This is a genomic window from Halorussus marinus (genome assembly GCF_004765795.1).
GTDB classification, from domain to species: Archaea; Halobacteriota; Halobacteria; order Halobacteriales; family Haladaptataceae; genus Halorussus; species Halorussus marinus.
The window spans coordinates 412,399-431,189 of record NZ_SBIV01000001.1; the positions used below are offsets into that span (position 1 = coordinate 412,399).

An 18,791-nucleotide genomic window follows, 5' to 3' on the forward strand; every position below is an offset into this window, starting at 1 on the left:
TTTTGGGAAGGAGTGTTGACTCGCCCGACCGTGGGTGAGCGTAATGGAACTCCCGCGTCGTCGCGCTCGGTCGCTCGCCCTCGCGGCGGTCGCGCTTCTCGTCGTCGCGGGTCTCGCGGGCTGTCTCGGCGGCTCGGGCGGCTTCGGAGACGGGGGCTCCGGGACCGCCTCCCCCGCGTCGCCGACCGGCGCCGACGCGGTCGGCGACGACTCCGCCGGCAATCTCTCGATCCACTTTATTCACGTCGGACAGGGCGCGAGCGTCCTCGTGGTCGGGCCGACCGGAGAGACGCTGTTGTACGACACGGGCGACTGGGAGGACGACGGCGAGCACGTCCTCGACTATCTCCGGGCGCGCAACGTGACCCGGATCGACTACCTCGTGACCTCCCACGCCGACGCCGACCACATCGGGGGCCACGCCGCGGTCATCGAGTACTTCGAGACCGAGGCCGACGGCGTCGGGGCGGTCTACGACCCCGGCGTGGCGGCCGCGACCCGGACCTACGAGCGGTACCTCGACGCGGTCGAGGCCCACGACGTGACCCTCTACCGGGCCGCGGCCGGCGACGCAATCGCGCTCTCGGGCGCGAGCGCTCGGGTGCTCGCCCCGCCCGCGGAGGGCTTCGCGGGCGAGGACCGCAACGAGAACAGCCTCGCGCTCCGGGTCGCCCGGGGGAACGTCAGCCTCCTGCTGACCGGCGACGGCGGGTCGACCGCCGAACGCTACCTCCGGGAGCGCTACGCCGACGGGCTGAACGCGACGATCCTCGCGGCCGGCCATCACGGAAGCAACTCCAGCACCGGGCCGGGCCTGCTCGCCGCGAGCGCGCCCCGGGTGGCGGTCGTCCAGAGCGCCTACGACTCGCCGTACGGCCACCCTCATCGGGAGGTGCTGGGGCGTCTGGCCGACCGCGGGGTCCCGACCTACTGGACCGGCGTCCACGGCACCGTGGCGTTCGAGACCGACGGGGAGCGCGTCGCGGTCCTGACTCGACGCGGGGCCCCGACCGACCCGCGCGAACTCCGGACGGCGCCCGGGGTGAGCCCGGGTTCGGAGGGCCGACTCGATCTCCGGGCCACGTTCCGGGCTCGCGGCGAAGCGCCCGCGAGCACGTCCGGTCCGACGAGGACGCCCGACGCGACGGTGGTCGCCGACGGGGGCGAGACCGCCGGCGCGCTCGAAGTCGCGGAGATCCACGCCGACGCGCGGGGCAACGATCACGAAAACCTCGACGACGAGTACGTCGTCTTCCGGAACGCCGGCGACCGCACCCTCGACCTCTCGGGGTGGACGGTCGGCGACGAGGCCGACCACGCATACGCGTTCCCGGCCGACACCGAACTCGGGCCGGGCGAGACGCTCACGCTCCACACCGGCTCCGGGACGGACGCCGACGGTCACTACTACTGGGGCGCCGACACCGCCGTCTGGAACAACGGCGGCGACACCGTTTTCGTCCGGACGCCCGAAGGCGAACTCGTGACGGAGGAGGCGTATGCTTCCTGACGGGCGCTACGCCGCGGTGCTCGACCGATTCGAGGGCGAGCGGGCGGTCTTGCTCGTCGAGGACGGCGGGACGGTCCTCGACGAGTTCGCCGTCCGGACGCGTCGGCTACCGGCCGACAGCCGCCAGAACGCCGTCTTCCGGGTAACGGTCCGGAACGGCCACCTCGTCTCGGCGCGACCCGACCCCGAGGCGTCCGAGCGCCGGCTCGCCGAGGCCCAAGACCGATTCGACCGACTCGCCGAGCGCCCGCCCGACGAGTCGGACGAGGACGCCTGAGTCGACGGCGTCCGGACCAGAGTCGGGCCGCCCGCGGGTCGTGAATCGCTCCACGACTCGGTCCGTTTACGCACGCTTAAGTGTGCGCCGAGTGATCTCCGAATATGACTCGAAGAGTATCAGAGCCGGCCTCGCCCGGCGCCGACGAACGGACCCTCTACGTCGGCCGCGACCGACCGATTCGGATCAGCGCCGGCCACCGCATCCGCCACCACGACGGCAAATGCAGTCGCCCGCACGGCCACAACTACGAGATCGCGGTGAAGATCGTCGGCGAACTCCGCGAGGAAGGGTGGGTCGTCGACAAGGGGTCGGTCACCGCTGTCGTCTCCGAGTGGGACCACCGCTTCCTCCTTGAGGCCGACGATCCCCTCGTCGAGGCGTTCGAGGCGAGCGGCGACGGCGACGCCGTCGTCGTCCTCGACGACCCGCCGACCGCCGAAGTGATGAGCGCGGTGCTCGAACGCCGGCTCGAAGCGACGCTCCCCGAGACCGTCTCGGCGGTCAGCGTGCAGGTCAGCGAGACCGCCGAGCTCTGTGGCGGCGCGGAGTTCTGACCGTGCCGGTCTCCAGCGACCTCGACGAGGCGCCCGGGGAGTCGGACGCCGACGGCCTCCCGATCAACGAACTGTTCGAATCGCTTCAGGGAGAGGGGCGGCTCGCGGGCGTCCCGAGCGTGTTCGTCCGGACCTCCGGCTGTAACCTCCGGTGTTGGTTCTGCGACTCGTATCACACCTCGTGGGAGCCGACCCACGCGACGATGAGCGTCGACGAGATCCTCGCGGAGGTGGCGTCGTACGACGCCGACCACGTCGTGCTCACGGGCGGCGAGCCGCTGATCCACGACTCGGCGGTCGACCTCCTCGACGCCCTCGACGATCGGGGGTACCACACCACAGTCGAGACCAACGGCACCGTCTTCCGGGACGCTCCCATCGACCTCGCCAGCGTCAGCCCGAAGCTGGCGTCGAGCACCCCCACGCCAGAACGCGATCCGAAGGGCGACGGCGAGTGGGCCGAGCGCCACGACGCCCGCCGCATCGACCGCGACGCACTCGGGGCGCTGGTCGAGGCCTACGACGTCCAACTCAAGTTCGTGGTGAGCGACCGCGGGGAGATGGACGAGATCACCGATCTGGTGGCGCGGCTCCGCGAGGCGGTCGACGTTCGGATTCGGGACGCCGACGTGCTTTTGATGCCGGAGGGCGCGACCCGCGATCGGATCGAGGAGACCCGACCCGTCGCCGCCGAACTCGCCCGTGAGTACGGCTTCCGGTACACCCCGCGGCTCCACGTCAACCTCTGGAACGACGCGCCCGAGACCTAGGCGAGCGAGTCGAGACAGTCGTCGTAGAACGCGACCTGATAGGTCACCCCGAACGCCGAGAGCAGGGCCGTGAGGACGACCATCGCCGCGCCGACCGCGACGAGGACGCCCGGAGCCACCTCCGGCACTCCCGTGCCCACACCCGGGCCGGCGCCGGCGCCAGCGCCCGGGGCCGGGGACTCGACGCCGGCGCCGCCGAACAGCGTGAAGAAAACGCCCAAGAGCCCGCCGACCGCGCCGATCGCGAGCGAGACGGCGGAGTACCCGAGCGCGGAGACGAGGTTCCGGCGGACGAGGCCGGCGCTCCGCTTGAACGACGCCGCGACCCCGAGGTCCGAGACGACCACCGCCGCGGCGTAAAACTGCAGGAAGAACACGGGTAGCCCCACCGCGAGGACCCCGAGCACGCCCAGAATCGCCAGCGCGACCAGACTGGCCTCTGTGATCGCCGCCGACCCGGCGCCGACGCCCACCGCGAACGCGGCGATCGCCGCGATCCCCAGCACGGCGCCGATGGCGCCGAACAGCACCACGAACAGGACGATCGCGGCCAGCAGTCGCAGATAGTGTTTCCGGCCGCCCGCGAGGAACGTCTCGAAGCTGGCGGTCCCGTCGAGTCCCTCTCGGGCCATCGAGAGCAGTCCGCCCGTCAGGAACGGTACGACCAACAGCGAGAGCCCCGACAGCGGAACCATCACCACCCCGGCGGTCGGCGGCGGGAGGAGGACCGACAGTCCCGTCGGGAGGAAAGAGACCAGCGTGACGACGAACGCCGCGCCGAACAGACTGCTATTTCGCGCGAGCGTCCGGCCCGTCGTGGAGAGCGACGAAATTGCACCCATACGGACACGTCAGCCGTTCGTGTATTATCGCTGTCGGTTTCGGCCGCGCGACCGCATCGTTGATAGTATTCGCGTGCGAGTGGTCGAGTATGACCGAGAGCACATCGAAGCGGGCCGTCGTCCTGGTCTCCGGCGGGATGGACAGCGCCACCGCCGCCTACGAGGCCCAGGCCGAGGGCTACGACCTCTACCTGTTGCACACCTCCTACGGACAGGAAACCGAGGACAAAGAGTACGAGTGCGCCGAGCGACTGGCCGAGGAAGTCGACGCCGCGGACTTCCTCCGGATCGAGACCGACCACCTCGCGGCGATCGGCGGGTCGAGCCTGACCGACGACGAGATGGACATCGCGGACGCCGACCTCGACTCCGAGTCGGTCCCGACGTCTTACGTCCCGTTCCGGAACGCGAACCTGCTCGCGATGGCGGTGTCGTACGCCGAGGCCAACGACTGCGAGGCCGTCTTCATCGGCGCCCACACCGAGGACTTCTCGGGGTATCCGGACTGCCGGCCGGCGTTCTTCGACGCGTTTCAGGGGGTCGTCGACGCCGGAACGAGAGACGACACCCACGTCGAGATCCGGGCGCCGTTCGCCGAGCTGTCGAAGACCGACATCGCCGAGCGCGGCGTCGAACTCGGGGTCCCCTACGAGGACACCTGGAGCTGTTACCGGGCCGAGTCGCCGGCGTGTGGCACCTGCGACGCCTGCGCGTTCCGGCTCAAGGCCTTCCAGAACGTCGGCGTCCGGGACCCGATCGAGTACGAACGGCGCCCCGAGTACGCCGACTAGCGGTCGCCCGCCCGCCCCCGGCGCGCCGCGACCAGCAGTGCCCCGACGAGAGCGATCAGCGCCCCGCTCGCGCCCAAGCCCAGGATCGACGCGTCGGGCGCCGACGAGTCGGTTGCGTCGGGGGCGGTTTCGACGACCGCGATCTCGACGGTCTCCCCGCCCGCGCTCGCGGTGTAGTCGCCCGCCGCGCCGATCTCCCGGACGAACGTGACCGACCGGCGCTCGCCGGCGGGCACGGCGACGGTCTCGGTCGCGACCGCCTCGCCGAACAGTCCGAGCGCGAGTTCGCGCTGGCCGTCTTTCGCGCCGCGGTTCTCGACGCTCGCGGTGATCGCGACCCGGTCGCCGGCGTCGATCCGGGAGGCGTTCGCCGACAGGTCGGCGACCGCGATGTCCGCGACCGGGTCGGCGACCGACACCGTCCCGACGGGCTCGCCGGCCACGGCGACCTCGTGGATGCCCGGCGCGAGCGAGCGCTCGAACGCGACCGCGGCGGTCTCCCCGCCCGGCACCTCGACCGTTTCGGTGGCGACCGGCTCGCCGTCCGCGGTCAGGTCGACCGCGAACGTCCGGGAATCGGCTCTGTCGTTGCGGACCGTCGCGTTCACCGCGATCGAATCGCTGGCCGCGACCGACTCGGCCGCGAGCGTGGCCCCGGTCACGGCGTACGGTCTGTCGGCCCCGACAGCGAGGGCACCGATCGCGTCGGCCGTGGCTCGGACCCGGACGCGCTCGCCCCGGTCGGTGACGGTCGCGTCGAGGGCCGACCACTCGCCGTCGCGGCGCTGGTACGCCGCGAGGTCGTCGGGGCCCACCCCGGCGGCGTCGAGGCGGTCGCGCGCGACCGTCGCGACGTAGACGACGCGCTCGACCGACGCGGCGTCGAGGTACTTCGCGCCGACGGCGAGGCTCCCGAACGCTTCGTCGGCCGGCAGTTCGGCCCCACCGTCGGCGCCGCGGGCGGTCTCGACCACGAAGTGCGGGTCGTCGGTCGCGAGGTCGATCTCGACCGCCCGGAACCGAAGGGCGGTCTGGTCGGCGGCGTCGGTCGCGGGCAGGTCAGCCGTGACGGTCTCGTCGCCCCGCGCGTTGCGCACGTCGACGGCGGTCGCGTTCGGGCCGCGAGCCTCGGTCTCGGTGAGGACGGACACAGAGCCGCCGCCTCCGGCGCTTCCGCCTCCGCCGCCCCCGCCGCCACTTCCGTCGGCGCTTCCACCGCTATCGCCGCCGCTTCCGCCACCACCGCCGCTTCCGCCGCCGCCACTGTCTCCTATCGCCTGCTCCTCGGTGACTCGGACGCCGACGGCCGCCGCGGTGTCGTCGTTGCCCGCGCCGTCGACGACGGTGACCGTCGCGTTGTACGACCCCGGTTCGCCGTAGGCGTGGTCGACGCGCGCCGCGTCCGTGGTTCGGGTCTCCCCGTCGCCGAACGTCCACCGGTACTCGGCGACGCCACGGTCGTCGCTGCTGTTCGTCGCGTCGAAGGTCACGTCGTCGCCGACGCTCGCCTGCTCGTCCTCGACCGAGAGGGCGGCGGTCGGCGTCGTTCGGTCCGGTCCCAACACCCGCACTCTGGCGGCGGTCCGGTTGGCGTTGCCCGCCCGGTCGGTCGCGGTCAGGGTCACCGTGTAGTTGCCCGGGTCGTCGTAGCTGTGGTTCGCGGTCGGCCCCCGGGCGGTCGCCCCGTCACCGAACGCCCACCGGTAGCCCGCGATCCGGCTCCGATCGGCGGCCGATCCCTCGACGTCGAGCGTCGCGTCGACTCCGACCGCGTCGGGGACCGTGGCGCTCACGTTCGGCGGCCGAGCGCGGACGACCTCGACGGTCGCGTTGGCGGTGGCGGCGTTGCCGGCGGCGTCGGTGACGGTCACGGTCGCGGTGTAGGTCCCCGGCTCGTCGTAGATGTGGCTCGCGGTCTCGCCCGAGCCGGTCGACCCGTCGCCGAACGCCCACCGATAGCTCGCGATCCGGCGGTCGTCGGTCGCGTCGGCGGCGTCGAGGGTGACGCTCGCGCCGGCTTCGACGGTCGATGGGTCGACGCTGGCCGCGGCCGTCGGCGGGGTCTCGTCGGGCGCCAGCACCTCGACGTCGACCGTCGCGGTCGCCGCGTTGCCCCCCTCGTCGGTCGCTTCGAGCGCGACCTCGTAGCTCCCCGCGGCGTCGAACCGGTGGGTCACCGTCTCGCCGGTCGCGGTCGCGTTGTCGCCGAACGCCCACCGATAGGTGTCGATCCCGGTGTCGTCGGTGGTGTTTCCGGCGTCGAAGACGAACTGCTCGCCCCGGACGGGGTCGGCCGGCGCCGCCACCTCGATCGTCGGCGCGGGCGGCTCGTCGGCCCCGACCGACACCGAAACGGTCGCGGTGTCCTCGGAGCCGCCGCGGTCGACGGCGGTCACGCTCGCCTCGTAGGTCCCGCTCTCGTTGTAGACGTACCCCGTCCGGGGCCCGTCGGTCGTTCGCTCGATCTCGCCGTCGCCGTCGAGGTCCCACCGGTAGCTCGCGACCCCCACGTCGTCGACGGTGGCGGTCGCGTCGAGGACGGTCCGGAACCCCTCGGTCGGCGCGTCGGTCGCGACAGTGACGGCCGCCTCCGGGGGCGCGTCCGCCTCGACGGTGACGTTCGCGGCCGCGGCGTCGGTGTTGCCCGCGGCGTCGGCGACGGTCACCCGAGCCCGGTACTCGCCGGGGTCGTCGTAGACGTGATCGATCGACGGCGTCGACGTGGTCCGCTCGACCTCGCCGTCGCCGTCGACGTCCCACCGGTACTCGGCGACGCCCCGGTCGTCGCTCGCGCCGCTCGCGTCGAGCGAGACCGGAACTCCGGCCACGCCGTCGCCCGCGACGAGCGCGGCGTCGGGCGCCGACGAGTCGGTACAGCTCCCGGCTCGGATCGTGATCGGTCGGCTCATCCGGAGGTCGGTCGTCGCGGGATCGTCGACGCTCCCCGAGAGGAACTGCCACGCCCGGACCTCGCCGGTCCGATCGAGGTCGTCGTAGAGGGCCGCCCGCTCGTCGAACGCGGGGTCGATCGTGATCCGGGTGTCGGCGGCGTCGATGCCTCGGAAGATCCCGCCGTCGGTGCGGTCGCCGTACCACGTCCAGTCGATCCGGTCCCGGGAGATCCGGTCGTCCCGGTCGTCGTAGTTGTCGTCGACGAGCGCCCACTCGCCGTCGCCGGGCAGTCCCGAGAACCGGAACGTCGCGGCGCTCCCGCCGCCGCTCGCGCCGCGCTCGTTGTGGACGATCACGAGGCTCACGCCCTCGGGCCCGTCGTAGAGGAACAACCGGCTGGTGTCCTCTCGGGGGAGGGTCGACGGCATGTAGGTGCTGTACGTGTACTCCTCGTCGTCGATCGGACTGCGGTAATCGTAGAAGTCGACGACATCCTCGCCGCCCTCCAGCGGCGACACCTCGAAACACCGGTCGCCCTGCTCGACGACGAACGCGTTCTCGGCGGCGCTCGCGGTGTCGACCGCGTGGGGCGCCACCGGCGCGACGACGAGGAGCGCGACGACCACGACCGCGGCGTAAGAGCGTATCTGAGTCATTGTGGGGGCCAGCGCCGCACAGAGCCGGGCGGTCGACCCGTCCGCGCGGTCGAGTCGCGGCTCTGGGCGCCGAGTCACCCCGGCTTTGCGGCGAGTCGGTCTTTGTTATACGTCGGCTGTCCGAACCTAGGCCGAGTCGGCGTCGCGGCGTCCTCGAAGCCTAACCGCCGACAGCGCCGGCTTAAAAAGAACCGCGAATGCGATCGCGCCGTCAGGACCGCCGACGGGCGATGAGCGCGGCCGCGAGCACCGCGACCAGCGCCGCGCCGACGCCGAAGCCGGGCACGCCGCCGTCGGTGGTGCTCTCGGCCGTCGTCTCGGTCGACTCGGACGTCGCGGGACCCGCCTCGGTCGTCGCCTCGGCGGTCTCGATGCCCTCGACGACGATCTCGGCGCGCTCGTCGTCGACGCTCACCTGATAGACGCCGGGGTCGTCGAACTGCCGAGCGAACTCGACCTCGCGGGTCGAGTCGGCCGGGACGGTGACCGACTCGGTCGCCACCACCTCGCCGTCGACGGTGAGTTCGACCTCGTGGGTGCCCTCCGCGAGGCCGTCGTTGGCAACCGTCGCGGTGACGGTCGCCCGGTCGCCGGGCGCGACGCGGTCGCCCGGCACCGACAGGCCGGCGATCGCGGTCGCGGGCCGTTCGACGCCGACCGCGTAGGCGCCGTCGGTGGCGTTCGCGCCGAACCGCTGGGCGTCGTCGGTCTCGTTCAGGCGCTCGACGTCGACCGGGGTCCACGAGTCGTTCTCGTATCGGAACAGCGAGACGTGCTCGGGGGCGGCGTCGGCCGCCGCCAGCCGGTCGTTCGAGACGGTGAACGTCGCGTTCGCGCCGTCGGCGTCCGCGACGGTGACGTACGACAGGGCCTCGAAGCCGTCGGCCGCGGCGGTCGGCGCCCGCACGTCCGCGGGCGCGGTCTCGTTGACCGTCAGGCTCGCGCCGCTCGACTCGACGACGACTTCGCCGGCGTCGTCGCCGAGCGAGGCGATCGTGCGGTCGTTGCGCTCGTTCGAATCGTCGTTCGAGCTCGATCCGCGGTTCGGGCTGGCGGTTCCGATCCCGCCGCCGGTGGCCCCGTCGTCGGGATCGTCGACGACGGGCTCTTTGTCGCCGTCGTCACCGTCGTTCGCGTCGCCGGAATCGCTCCCACCGTCGGCCTCCTCGACGGTGATCGTCCGCTCGATCATGTTCTTGTTGCCGGCTTTGTCCACGATGTGGAGCTTCACCGTCTTGTCGCCGGGCGAGTCGAAGACGTGGGTCGCGGTCTCGCCCTCGGGCTTGTCGTGGTTGTGCTCGTCGCCGTCGACGACGACCCAACAGATGTGTGAGACCCCGGACTCGACGCCGGTGAGGTCGGTCGCCTTCAGGTGGACTTTCTGGCCGACCTCGGCGGTCTCAGGAACGTGGAGCGTCGCGCCGGGTTTCGTGTGGTCGTTCCGCTCGATGGTGATCTGGGCGCCGGCGATGTCTTTGTCGCCGTTCGCGTCCACGACGGTCACCGAGGCGGTGTAGGTCCCGGGCTCGTCGTAGATCTTGTGGACTCGGTGGTAGACGGTGCTGTTGTCTTTCGTGTTGGTCCGGCGGTCGATCTCGTCGTCGCCGTCGAAGTTCCACCGGTACTCCTCGATGTCGGCGTCGCTTTTCGAGTCGCTCGCGTCGAAGCCGACCTTCTCACCGAAGTCTGCGGTGTCGGTCGAGAGGGTGAGCTTCGCGGTCGGACCGTCGTCGTCTTTCGGATCGTCGTCTTTGGGCGGCGCCGAGTCGGGTTTCTCGACCGTGAGCAGGTGGGTCGCGGTGTCGGTGTTGCCCGCGGCGTCGTTCACCGTGAGCGAGACCTCGTACTCGCCGGGCTCGTCGTAGGTGCGAGTCACCGTCTCGCCCATCGCGGTCGTCCCGTCGCCAAACTGCCAGTGGTAGCCCACGACGCCGGCGTCGTCGGTCGATCCGGAGCCATCGAGGCTGATCGTCTCGCCGACGGTGGCCGTCTCGGGCGCGTCGATGTGCGCGCTCGGTGGTTCGGCGTCGGCCTCGATCTGGGCGGCCGTCGGGCTCGTCGCGGTGGCCGCGCCGAGGTCGAAGTTCCCGAAGTCGGTCTGCCAGACGAGGTTCGAGTCGTCGGTCTCGGGCGTCCACGTCACCGTGAAGGTGTTGCGCCCGGGCTCGAAGACCGACGGCGGTTCCGCGTCGACGTTGCCGGCTCCGAACTCGTTGACCGCGGGCGACATCTCGGCGTCGTTCGGGTTCTCGTAGCCGAACGTCACCTCGTAGGTGCCGTCGCCGACCCGGGTCGCGCTCTCGACGAAGGTGCTCGGACGCTCGGGGCGGACCGCCGCGAGTTGGGACTCGTAGTCGGGGTTCTGTCTGGTCGCGACGGCGTCGCCGGTCCGATCGCCGTCGTAGACGGAGACCTCACGGATCACGGGCCCCCACTGACCGCTGTCGGGGGCTTCGAGCACGGTAGTACCGCTGACCGGGCCGAGGTCGAGGTCGTCGGCTCCGGCCCCGTCGGTGGCGTAGAACGGCGCGTGGACGTACACCGTCTCGAAGTCGCCGTTGATCCGGACCGCGCTCTCGTTGAGGTACTCGATGGGGTCACGCTCCTCGACGGTGACGGTCTCGCTCGCGGTGGCGGTGTCGCCCTCGCCGTCGGTCACCGTGAGCGAGACCTCGTACTCGCCGTAGCCGTCGTAGCTGTGCGTGGCGGTTTCGCCGGTGGCGCTCGACCCGTCGCCGAAGTCCCACTCGTAGCTGGTGACGTCGCCGGACGAATCGCCGGCGTCGAACGTGATCGCCTCGTCGTTTCCGGCGGGGTTCGGATCGGCGGAGAAGGCGGCTACGAGGCCGGTCCCGTCCCCGCTATCGGACGCTGTGACCTCGATCTCCGTCGTCGTAGTGGCGGTGTTGTCGCCCCCGTCGACGACCGTCACCGCCGCGGTGTAGGTCCCGGGGGTGTCGTACGTCCGGGAGACCGTCGGTTCGGAGGTCGTCCGGTCGATCTCGCCGTCGTTTTCGAAGTCCCAGCGGTACTCGGCGACGTCGCTACCGGTGCCCGAGGAGCCGCTGGCGTCGAGCGTGACCGCCTGATCGTTCGCGACGGGGTTCGGCGTGGCCGTCAGCGAGGCCTCGGGGTCGGTGGTGTCGGGGCAACTCCCCTTCTTGATCGTCACCGTCTCGCCTTTCGTCAGCGAGTAGCTGTTTCCGTCGCCGGATTCGACCTCCCAGTCGGTGATGTCGTCAGTTGCGGGACCCCACTGATCGCTACGCTCTTGGTACGCCCACGAATTCTCGCCGAAAGCCGAGTCGATGGTGATGGCGTCGAACTCCCCGCTCAGACCGCGCACGGCCGCACCGTCGGTGCGGTCGTCGGCCCACATCCAGTCGATGGTCGACTTCGTGCCGTCGTGGTCGAAGTTGTCGTCGGGGTTCTCGTAGCTGTCGTCCTCGACGGTCCACTCGCGGTTCTCGGGGAGCCCCTCGATGTCGAACGTTACCGCACCGCCCTCAGAGCCGTTGAGAGCGTCGTGGAGCATCACGAGGCTGAGCCCCTCCGAGCCACGGTAGACGAAAAGGTGGCTGACCTGATTCTCCTGGATCGCCTGTGACTCCTCGCCGTAGGAGCCGTAGAGGGTTCCGGGTCCCGAGCGGTAGTCGTAGAACTCTTCGATCGTCTGCTCACCGGAACCGATCGGCGACACCTCGTAACACTCCTCGCCCTGCGAGACGTGGAACGTGGTCGCCGCGCCCGACGGCGCGGCGCCACCGACGCCGGCCACCGAGAGCGACGAGACGACGAGCAGTCCGGCGAGCAGGACCGCCCGGGCCTGGGCTCGGCGGCTCACGCCCGCCCACCTCCGGGACGTCTCTGGCGGGTCGGCGGTCCGGGTTCGGTCGGCTTATCGATGCTAGCGTGGGTGTACCGCCGCTTTCGAGGCCGTTCGAGGCGTCTGCGGCGGGGATGGCGTTCGGGCATTCTGAGTCGGGATTCGTCGGAAATTGCGCGTTTCGAGACGTTTCGTCGGTCTTAACCGTCGAATCGGTCGTCACGACATCGTTACCCGACAACTTCCGGCGTACCCGCCCTTTGTTATCCACCGGCTGTCGCCCGAACAGAACGCGCCTGACCGTTCACAAACCGTCGGCTATACGGCCGTAGGCCGTGCCTGTCGAGCGTTCAGAAATCCGACCGAGAACTCGGCGTCGCCTACGGACGGCTTCGCGCGGTGACGTAGATGCCAGCGAGCACGACCGCGCCGCCGGCGACGGTGAACGCGTCGGGGACCTCCCCGAGCAGGACGAGCGCGAGCAGGGTCGACCCCACCGGTTCGCCGAGCAGGGTGACGCTGACCACGCTCGACTCGACGTACTTCAGCGCCCAGTTGATGACCGTGTGACCGAAGATCCCCGGCCCGATCGCCATCCCGAGAAAGAGGAGCCACTCGGTGGGCTCGTAGGCGGTCAGCGCCACGGTCGCGCCCTGACCGACCGCGACCGCCAACAGCGCGAGCGCACAGACGGCGTACACCACCGTGACGTACGGGACGAGCGCGACTCGTTGGCGGAGCGACCGCCCCGCGAGGACGTAGCCGGCCGCCATCACGGCGCCGACCAGCGCCAGCCCGTTGCCGAACAATGGTCGGGCGCCGGCGAGCGCCGCCCCCGACAACAGCCCCCCGAGCGACATCACCGCGACCCCGGCGACCGCGATCAGGATTCCGGCCGCCATCCGGCGGGTGACGGTCTCCTCGAGCAGGAGGGCCGCGCCGACCGCGACGAACAGCGGCTGGGACTGGACCAGCGTGACGCTCGCCGCGACGGTCGTCCACTCCAGACTCTCGAACCACGTCGCAAAGTGAGCCGCGAGCGCGACCCCGGTGACGATCGCGATCGCCGCGTCCCGCCCCGAGAGCCGCCGGAGGTCCTCCCGGTAGCGCGTGACCGCCACCGGCGCGAGCATGAGCGTGGTAAACACCACGCGGTAGAGCGCCTTGACGATGCTCGGGGCCTCGCTGTATCGGATCAGGATGGCGCTGGTGCTGACCGCGACGATCGCGACCGCGAGCCCCGCCATCGGTGGGGTCCGCGCTTCGAGCCGCGAGAGCGTGCTCATCGTTGACGGTGTCGGACGGCGGCGGTTTAGTCGAACCGGTTTCGGACGGCTCGCCTGCTCAGACGTACCCCGACCGCCTGAAGTACGCCACCAGCACCACCGTCACGCCGAGCATCCCGACCATCACGGCGGGATAGCCGTACGTCCAGCCGAGCTCGGGCATGTTGTACGGGCTCCCCTCGAAGTTCATCCCGTAGACTCCGACGACGAACGTCAGCGGGAGGACCACGGTCGCGACGACGGTCAGTCGCTTCATCACCTCGTTGGTCGACAGCGACAGCGAGTTGAGGTAGATGTCGCGCGCGCCGCTCGCGAGGTCCCGATAGGTCTCGGTCAGATCGACCAACTGGACGAGGTGGTCGTACACGTCCCGGAAGTACTTCTCGGTCGACTCCTGAATCTGGTCGGGGTCGCCGCGGGCGAGCGAGCCGGCGGCCTCGCGAGTCGGCCACAGCAGTTTCCGAAACGAGAGCAGTTCCCGGCGGACGTTGTTGATGACCTCCAGCGTGTCGATGTCGGCCGCCGTGGTCACGTCGTCCTCGACGGCCTCGATCTGGTCTTCGATCTGGTCGAGCACCTCGAAGTAGTCGTCGACGACCGCGTCGACGATCCGATAGACCGCGAAGTCCGCGCCCTGTCGGAGGAGCCGGCCCTCCTCGGACTCGACCATCCCCCAGACGCGCTCGACCGCCGAGAGGTCGTGGGTCGATAGGGACACGATCCAGTCGTCGCCCACGAACAGCCCGACGTTTCGGGTTCGGATCTCCTCGTCGAACGTCGTCTCGCCCCGGCGCAGTGAGGCGGTCTTCAGCAGGACGAAGGTGTGGTCGTCGAACTCCTCGGTCTTCGGGCGCACGTCGTTTCGCACGTCCTCGACCGACAGCGGGTGAATACCGAACGTCTCGGCCACCCGGTCCAGTTCGGCCGGCGTGCCGTCCGACACCCGAACCCACGTCGTCCCATCGGCGCCTCGGGCCTCGGCCAGATCGGTGTAGTCGGTCGTCCCGTCGGCGGAGTACACCACCGAGCGGACGGTCACGAGTCGGCCCCCGCGGCGCCGGTCGTGTCGGCACCGATCGCGAGCAGTGTGATGCCGACCATCACGCCCGACACCGAGAACGCCCGGCCGGGATAGGCGGCAACGAGCCCCGCGAGATAGCCGACGAGGCCGAGCAGTGTGAGCCCGGCTCCGGCGGCGAACGCACCGTTCATACTCGCGGCTCGCGCGCGAACGAGAAAAGGGTTTGGCGCTACGCCTCGTGTTCGACGCCGCGGATCAGTTCGTTGATCGCGGCCTGCTGGTCGGGGAGCTGTTTGGGATACACTGCGATCGCCCCCACGAAGTCGTCGCCGTGTTCGACCTTCGTGACGTGGAGGTAGGCGTCGAACTCGAGTCCGGTACTGGTGGTCACGGTCGCCTCGAACTTCGTGACGTTCGCGTCGCTACCGAGCATCGTGATCGTCCGACTGCCGACCCTGCGGACGTCGCCGACGCTCGCGAGCTGGGCGGTGAACTGCTCGGCGAGCTCGCGGTTGTCGTAGTCGTCGAGCGGGTTGAACGACTGGCCCACCACCTCGACCGTCGGGCTCGCGAAGGTCGCGAACACCGCGACGCGCTGTTCGGCCAGCCCCTCGATGCCGACGCTCTGGTGGTACTCGGAGATCCAGTTTGTCACCTCCACGTCCTTGCTCTGGCCCGCCGCCGAGAAGGTGCGGTTGACCACCATCTCCTCGGTGCGGTTGTGTTCGTATCCGGTCGATTCGAGCGCGGCCTCGCTCACCGTCGCCTCCGTGGCGGCGAACGTGACCGGTCCAGAGAGAACGCCGACGCACCCGCTGGTGACGACCAGCAGGGCGAGTAGCGTGCCAGTAGCTACGGGTTTCCTCATGCTACTCGCCCGGTAATCAGAGGGCCCTTATCAATCTCGTGGCCGGCGACGGCCACCGAGGCCGACCGAAAGGATCGACGAGGGACCGCCGGTCTCGCCGCTCGGGAGCCGACGGGCTACTCGATCCGGAACGTGGCGCCGTCGTCGGTGTCCTGAACCTCGACGCCGAGCGCCGCGAGCTCGTCGCGCAGGTCGTCGGCTCGCTCGTAGTTGCCCGACTCGCGCTCGCGCTCGCGGACGTCGAGCACGAGCTCGACCAGCTCGTCGAGCAGTCGGACGTCGCCCTCGGCGTCGTCGGCGAGCGCGAACCCGAGCACCTCACCGCCCAGTTCCTCGAACGCCTCGACGGCGTCCCGGAGCGCCCGGTAGTCGTAGGTCTCGCGGTCGTCGACGTGCCTGTTGACCGCCGAGACGAGTTCGAGTAGCGCCGCGATGGCCTCGCGAGTGTTGAAGTCGTCGTTCATCGCACCGGCGAACGACTCGCGGGCGTCGGCGACCGCCGCCCGGAGGTCGCCGTCCTCGACTTTCGTCCGGGCGTCGACGCCGTCGACCGCCTCGACCGCCCGGTCGTAGCCCCGTTCGAGGCGCTCCCAGCGCTCGACCGCCTCGCTCAGGGTCTCCTCGCTGTAGGTCTGGCGACTGTTGTACGCCGTCGACAGCAGGAACATCCGGACCGCGTTCGACCCGAACTCCGAGACCGCGTTCCGGACCGTGAAGTAGTTCTCCAGCGACGAGGACATCTTCTCGCCGCCGGTCTCAAGCAGGCTGACGTGGAGCCAGTACTTCGCGAACTGCTCGCCGGTCGCGGCCTCGCTCTGGGCGATCTCGTTCTCGTGATGGGGGAACACGAGGTCCTGCCCGCCGACGTGGACGTCGAGCGTCTCGCCGAGGTGAGTCATGCTCATCGCCGAGCATTCGATGTGCCAGCCGGGCCGGCCCTCGCCCCACGGGGAGTCCCACGTCTGGCCGCCCGGCCCCGCGTTGTCCGGGTGGGCCTCGCCGGCCTTCCAGAGCGCGAAGTCCGCGGGGTTTCGTTTCTCGGCGCGCTCGCTCTCTTCGCCCTGGGCTTCCATCTCCTCGACCCGCTGGTTCGAGAGCTTGCCGTACTCCTCGAACTCGGTCACGTCGAAGTACACCGAGCCGTTCGACTCGTAGGCGTAGCCCTTCTCGATCAGCGTCTCGACGAGGTCGACGATCTCGGGGACGTGCTCGCTCACCCGCGGGTACACCTCCGCGCGCTTGAGGTTGAGCGAGCGCATGTCCTCGATGACCTCCCCGATGAACGTCCGGGCGACCTCGCTCTCGGTGTCGCCGAGGTCGTCTTCGCCCGTCCGCGCGACGATCTTCTCGTTCACGTCGGTGAAGTTCTCGACGTGGCGCACGTCGTATCCGACGTGTTCGAGCCACCGGTGCATCACGTCGACGTGGACCCACGACCGGGCGTGGCCGAGGTGGGCGAAATCCGAGACCGTCAGCCCGCAGTAGTAGAGCAACACCGAGTCCGGGTCCTGGGGCTCGAACGGTTCCCGGTCGCCCGAGAGCGTGTTCGTCACTTGGAGCGTCATTGGCGACTAGTAGCCCCACGGCCCGTTTGAAACATTCGAAAGGGACAGTACGCGCCGACGGGCCCGTCGGGGCGCTACCCGTCGGCGTCCGTCCCGTCGCGAGTCGGGACCGACGCCAGCGCGTCCTCGGCGATCCGGAGCGCGTCGGGGCCGTCGCGGCGCTCGACCGCGACCGCGAGCGCCTCGCCCGCGAGGCCCGCGGCCCGGACGTCCGCGCCCTCGGCGTCCAGTCGTCCCAGAACGTGTGCCAGCGCCGCGGCGTCGACCTCGCCGGTCGCGAGGACGGCGGTGAGCGACCCCGCGCCGGGCGCGAGCGCGATCCCGCCGACCGCGAGCACCGGGTCGTCGGCCCCCTCGCTCGCGATCCCGACGCCGCTGGTCATGGTGACCCGGACGTCGCGCGAATCGACCGTACGTTCCGAGAGCGTCTCGGCGAACCTCCGGAGCGCGGTCGCGACCGACTCGGTGTCGCCGTCGACGTCGTCGGCCAGCGCTCGCGCCGCGGCGGTGTAGTTGACGACGCCCGCGCGCAGGGCGGCCAGCAGGACGGGGCGATCACGGACCGCGGCGCGCGCGTCTTCGGCGAGTGACATGGGTGTGGGCTCGGAGCCGACGGGTAAAACGGTTGGGTGCTGTCGGACCGAACGAACCGGGGCGTCACCGGACGAGAAGGTAGCCGGCGGCCGCGAGGCTGGCGATCACGGCCCCGACGCCGACGAGGACGACCGCGCTGTCGGCCAGCAGTGCGGTGCTCGCGGCGACCGCGACCGCGAACAGCCCGAGCGCCGCAAGCGGCGCGTTCGCGCCGAGGTCCGGGTCGACGCCGCCGAGTCCACCGTCGGCGTCGTCGTCGCGGTCGCGGTCCGGGGCGGGTGCGGCGAGCGCCTCGTCGACCGCGACGGTCTCCTCGCTCTCCTCGGGGTCGACGATCGAGACGCTGACGTAGTCGGTCTCGGCGCCGTGACCGGTGACGATCTTGAGCTGGCCGTCGACCGGTCGGGGGCCGTCCTCGACCTCGACGTTCACCTGCCGGGCGGTGTCGGCGCCCACGAAGTGGTTGTTCGCCCGGATCGACGCCACCGACGAGAGCTCGTCGTCGAGCCGGAGGTGGACGTGGACCGGCGCGTCGCCGTTGTTCAGCACGACGGCGAACGAGCCGGTCGCCTCGAACGCGGTCGCTGTCCGGATGTCGTGGAGCCGGTCGTCGTTCAGGTGGACGGTGAGGTTCTCTGACACTCGGTTCACACCTTCGCGCCCGGGTAGAAAAAAGTTCAGGCCTCGACGTCCCGCATGTCGGGAGGTAGCAGGTTCGGGATGCCGTCTTCGATCGGGTAGGTCTCACCGCACTCGGTGCAGGTCAGCGTGCCCGCGAGGACCTCCTCGTCGTCGGTCTCGGTCGCGTCGAGTTCGAGCTCCTGCTTGTCCAGCGGACAACAGATGATGTCCATCAGCGACTCCTTCATGGGTTGGACTGTGTGGGGACGGGCCAAAAGCGTGACGGGTTTCGGGTGGGCGAACCCCCGCTCGATGGCGTCGCTCGGTTCGGTTCGACGGCCGGCTCCGAGGTGACCGTCACGGCTCCGACAGTTCCGGCTCGGGCTCGTCGGTCGAGAGCTCGTCGGCGATGTGGGCGGCCAGCGTGCGGGCCGCCGCCTCGTGGTCGGCCTTCCGGTGTTGGATCTGATAGGGTCCTACCTCGGCGTCGTACTTCGGGAACGACTCGGGCAGATCGTGACGGTCCGCGAGGTACTCGTGAACAGCCGCGAGCAGCGCGTGCACGTAGATGAGCTCGACTTTTTGCATTCTCCTCGCGCGGCGGTCGGTCCACCGTCCAGTGGTCGTGGCGTCGACGGCGCCGCCCCGACGCGCCGCGCAGAACTAGAGAGTCCGCGTCTCCTTAAATCGTCGCCGCCCTATATAGGTCGTCCGG

General features: G+C 70.4%; 17 protein-coding genes. 5 read left to right on the forward strand and 12 right to left on the reverse strand.

Annotated elements, in window-relative coordinates; all coding sequences use genetic code 11:
- Window positions 1–43: 43 nt before the first annotated feature.
- From EPY72_RS02155 to EPY72_RS02170, 4 genes are all read left to right on the forward strand, one after another.
- A complete protein-coding gene (locus tag EPY72_RS02155; protein WP_135805419.1) occupies window positions 44–1,510 on the forward strand; it encodes a lamin tail domain-containing protein in 1,467 nt (488 codons plus the stop codon).
- Window positions 1,500–1,787: a DUF3006 domain-containing protein gene (locus EPY72_RS02160; RefSeq protein WP_135805420.1), complete on the forward strand. Its 288-nt coding sequence runs from the start codon at window positions 1,500–1,502 to the stop codon at window positions 1,785–1,787. The genes EPY72_RS02155 and EPY72_RS02160 overlap by 11 nt, the downstream gene beginning before the upstream one ends.
- Before the next feature lie 104 nt (window positions 1,788–1,891).
- On the forward strand, window positions 1,892–2,344 hold the full coding sequence (locus tag EPY72_RS02165) for a 6-pyruvoyl trahydropterin synthase family protein (protein WP_134670886.1): 453 nt from the start codon (window positions 1,892–1,894) through the stop codon (window positions 2,342–2,344).
- A 2-nt stretch (window positions 2,345–2,346) separates the two neighbouring features.
- Window positions 2,347–3,114, forward strand: coding sequence for a 7-carboxy-7-deazaguanine synthase QueE (locus tag EPY72_RS02170; RefSeq protein WP_134670887.1), 768 nt, complete (start codon window positions 2,347–2,349; stop codon window positions 3,112–3,114).
- Here EPY72_RS02170 and EPY72_RS02175 read toward each other — a convergent pair.
- Window positions 3,111–3,956: a DUF7847 domain-containing protein gene (locus tag EPY72_RS02175; RefSeq protein WP_135805421.1), complete on the reverse strand. Its 846-nt coding sequence runs from the start codon at window positions 3,954–3,956 to the stop codon at window positions 3,111–3,113. The two genes, EPY72_RS02170 and EPY72_RS02175, sit on opposite strands and share 4 nt — an antisense overlap.
- Before the next feature lie 89 nt (window positions 3,957–4,045).
- On the opposite strand from EPY72_RS02175, the gene queC reads away from it, so the two are divergent.
- Window positions 4,046–4,747 (forward strand): 7-cyano-7-deazaguanine synthase QueC, encoded by a 702-nt coding sequence (gene queC, locus EPY72_RS02180; RefSeq protein WP_135805422.1) that lies wholly within the window; start codon window positions 4,046–4,048, stop codon window positions 4,745–4,747.
- Here queC and EPY72_RS02185 read toward each other — a convergent pair.
- The 11 genes from EPY72_RS02185 to EPY72_RS02230 all read right to left on the reverse strand — a co-directional run bounded on the left by EPY72_RS02185 (window position 4,744) and on the right by EPY72_RS02230 (window position 18,664).
- Window positions 4,744–8,295 (reverse strand): PKD domain-containing protein, encoded by a 3,552-nt coding sequence (locus EPY72_RS02185; protein ID WP_135805423.1) that lies wholly within the window; start codon window positions 8,293–8,295, stop codon window positions 4,744–4,746. The two genes, queC and EPY72_RS02185, sit on opposite strands and share 4 nt — an antisense overlap.
- Window positions 8,296–8,506: 211 nt before the next feature.
- Window positions 8,507–12,139 carry a PKD domain-containing protein gene (locus EPY72_RS19770; RefSeq protein ID WP_135805424.1) on the reverse strand — a complete coding sequence of 1,211 codons (3,633 nt, stop codon included), beginning with the start codon at window positions 12,137–12,139 and terminating at the stop codon, window positions 8,507–8,509.
- A 362-nt stretch (window positions 12,140–12,501) separates the two neighbouring features.
- Window positions 12,502–13,407, reverse strand: coding sequence for a DMT family transporter (locus EPY72_RS02195; RefSeq protein WP_135805425.1), 906 nt, complete (start codon window positions 13,405–13,407; stop codon window positions 12,502–12,504).
- A gap of 58 nt (window positions 13,408–13,465) precedes the next feature.
- Window positions 13,466–14,446 carry a magnesium/cobalt transporter CorA gene (gene corA / locus EPY72_RS02200; RefSeq protein WP_135805426.1) on the reverse strand — a complete coding sequence of 327 codons (981 nt, stop codon included), beginning with the start codon at window positions 14,444–14,446 and terminating at the stop codon, window positions 13,466–13,468.
- The gene (locus EPY72_RS19175) at window positions 14,443–14,619 is read right to left on the reverse strand and encodes a hypothetical protein (RefSeq protein ID WP_167599444.1); all 177 of its coding nucleotides are present in this window, start codon (window positions 14,617–14,619) and stop codon (window positions 14,443–14,445) included. The genes corA and EPY72_RS19175 overlap by 4 nt, the downstream gene beginning before the upstream one ends.
- 38 nt (window positions 14,620–14,657) lie before the next feature.
- Window positions 14,658–15,296 carry a DUF6517 family protein gene (locus EPY72_RS02205; RefSeq protein WP_135805427.1) on the reverse strand — a complete coding sequence of 213 codons (639 nt, stop codon included), beginning with the start codon at window positions 15,294–15,296 and terminating at the stop codon, window positions 14,658–14,660.
- 116 nt (window positions 15,297–15,412) lie between these two features.
- Complete coding sequence (cysS, locus tag EPY72_RS02210; protein ID WP_135805428.1) at window positions 15,413–16,861, reverse strand: cysteine--tRNA ligase; 1,449 nt, start codon at window positions 16,859–16,861, stop codon at window positions 15,413–15,415.
- Window positions 16,862–16,935: 74 nt separating this feature from the next.
- Window positions 16,936–17,454, reverse strand: coding sequence for a DUF7523 family protein (locus EPY72_RS02215; protein ID WP_135805429.1), 519 nt, complete (start codon window positions 17,452–17,454; stop codon window positions 16,936–16,938).
- A gap of 64 nt (window positions 17,455–17,518) precedes the next feature.
- On the reverse strand, window positions 17,519–18,097 hold the full coding sequence (locus EPY72_RS02220; protein ID WP_135805430.1) for a DUF7524 family protein: 579 nt from the start codon (window positions 18,095–18,097) through the stop codon (window positions 17,519–17,521).
- Window positions 18,098–18,132: 35 nt separating this feature from the next.
- Window positions 18,133–18,324 (reverse strand): methytransferase partner Trm112, encoded by a 192-nt coding sequence (locus tag EPY72_RS02225; RefSeq protein WP_134670898.1) that lies wholly within the window; start codon window positions 18,322–18,324, stop codon window positions 18,133–18,135.
- A 109-nt stretch (window positions 18,325–18,433) separates the two neighbouring features.
- Window positions 18,434–18,664 carry a UPF0058 family protein gene (locus EPY72_RS02230; RefSeq protein ID WP_134670899.1) on the reverse strand — a complete coding sequence of 77 codons (231 nt, stop codon included), beginning with the start codon at window positions 18,662–18,664 and terminating at the stop codon, window positions 18,434–18,436.
- Window positions 18,665–18,791: the final 127 nt, after the last annotated feature.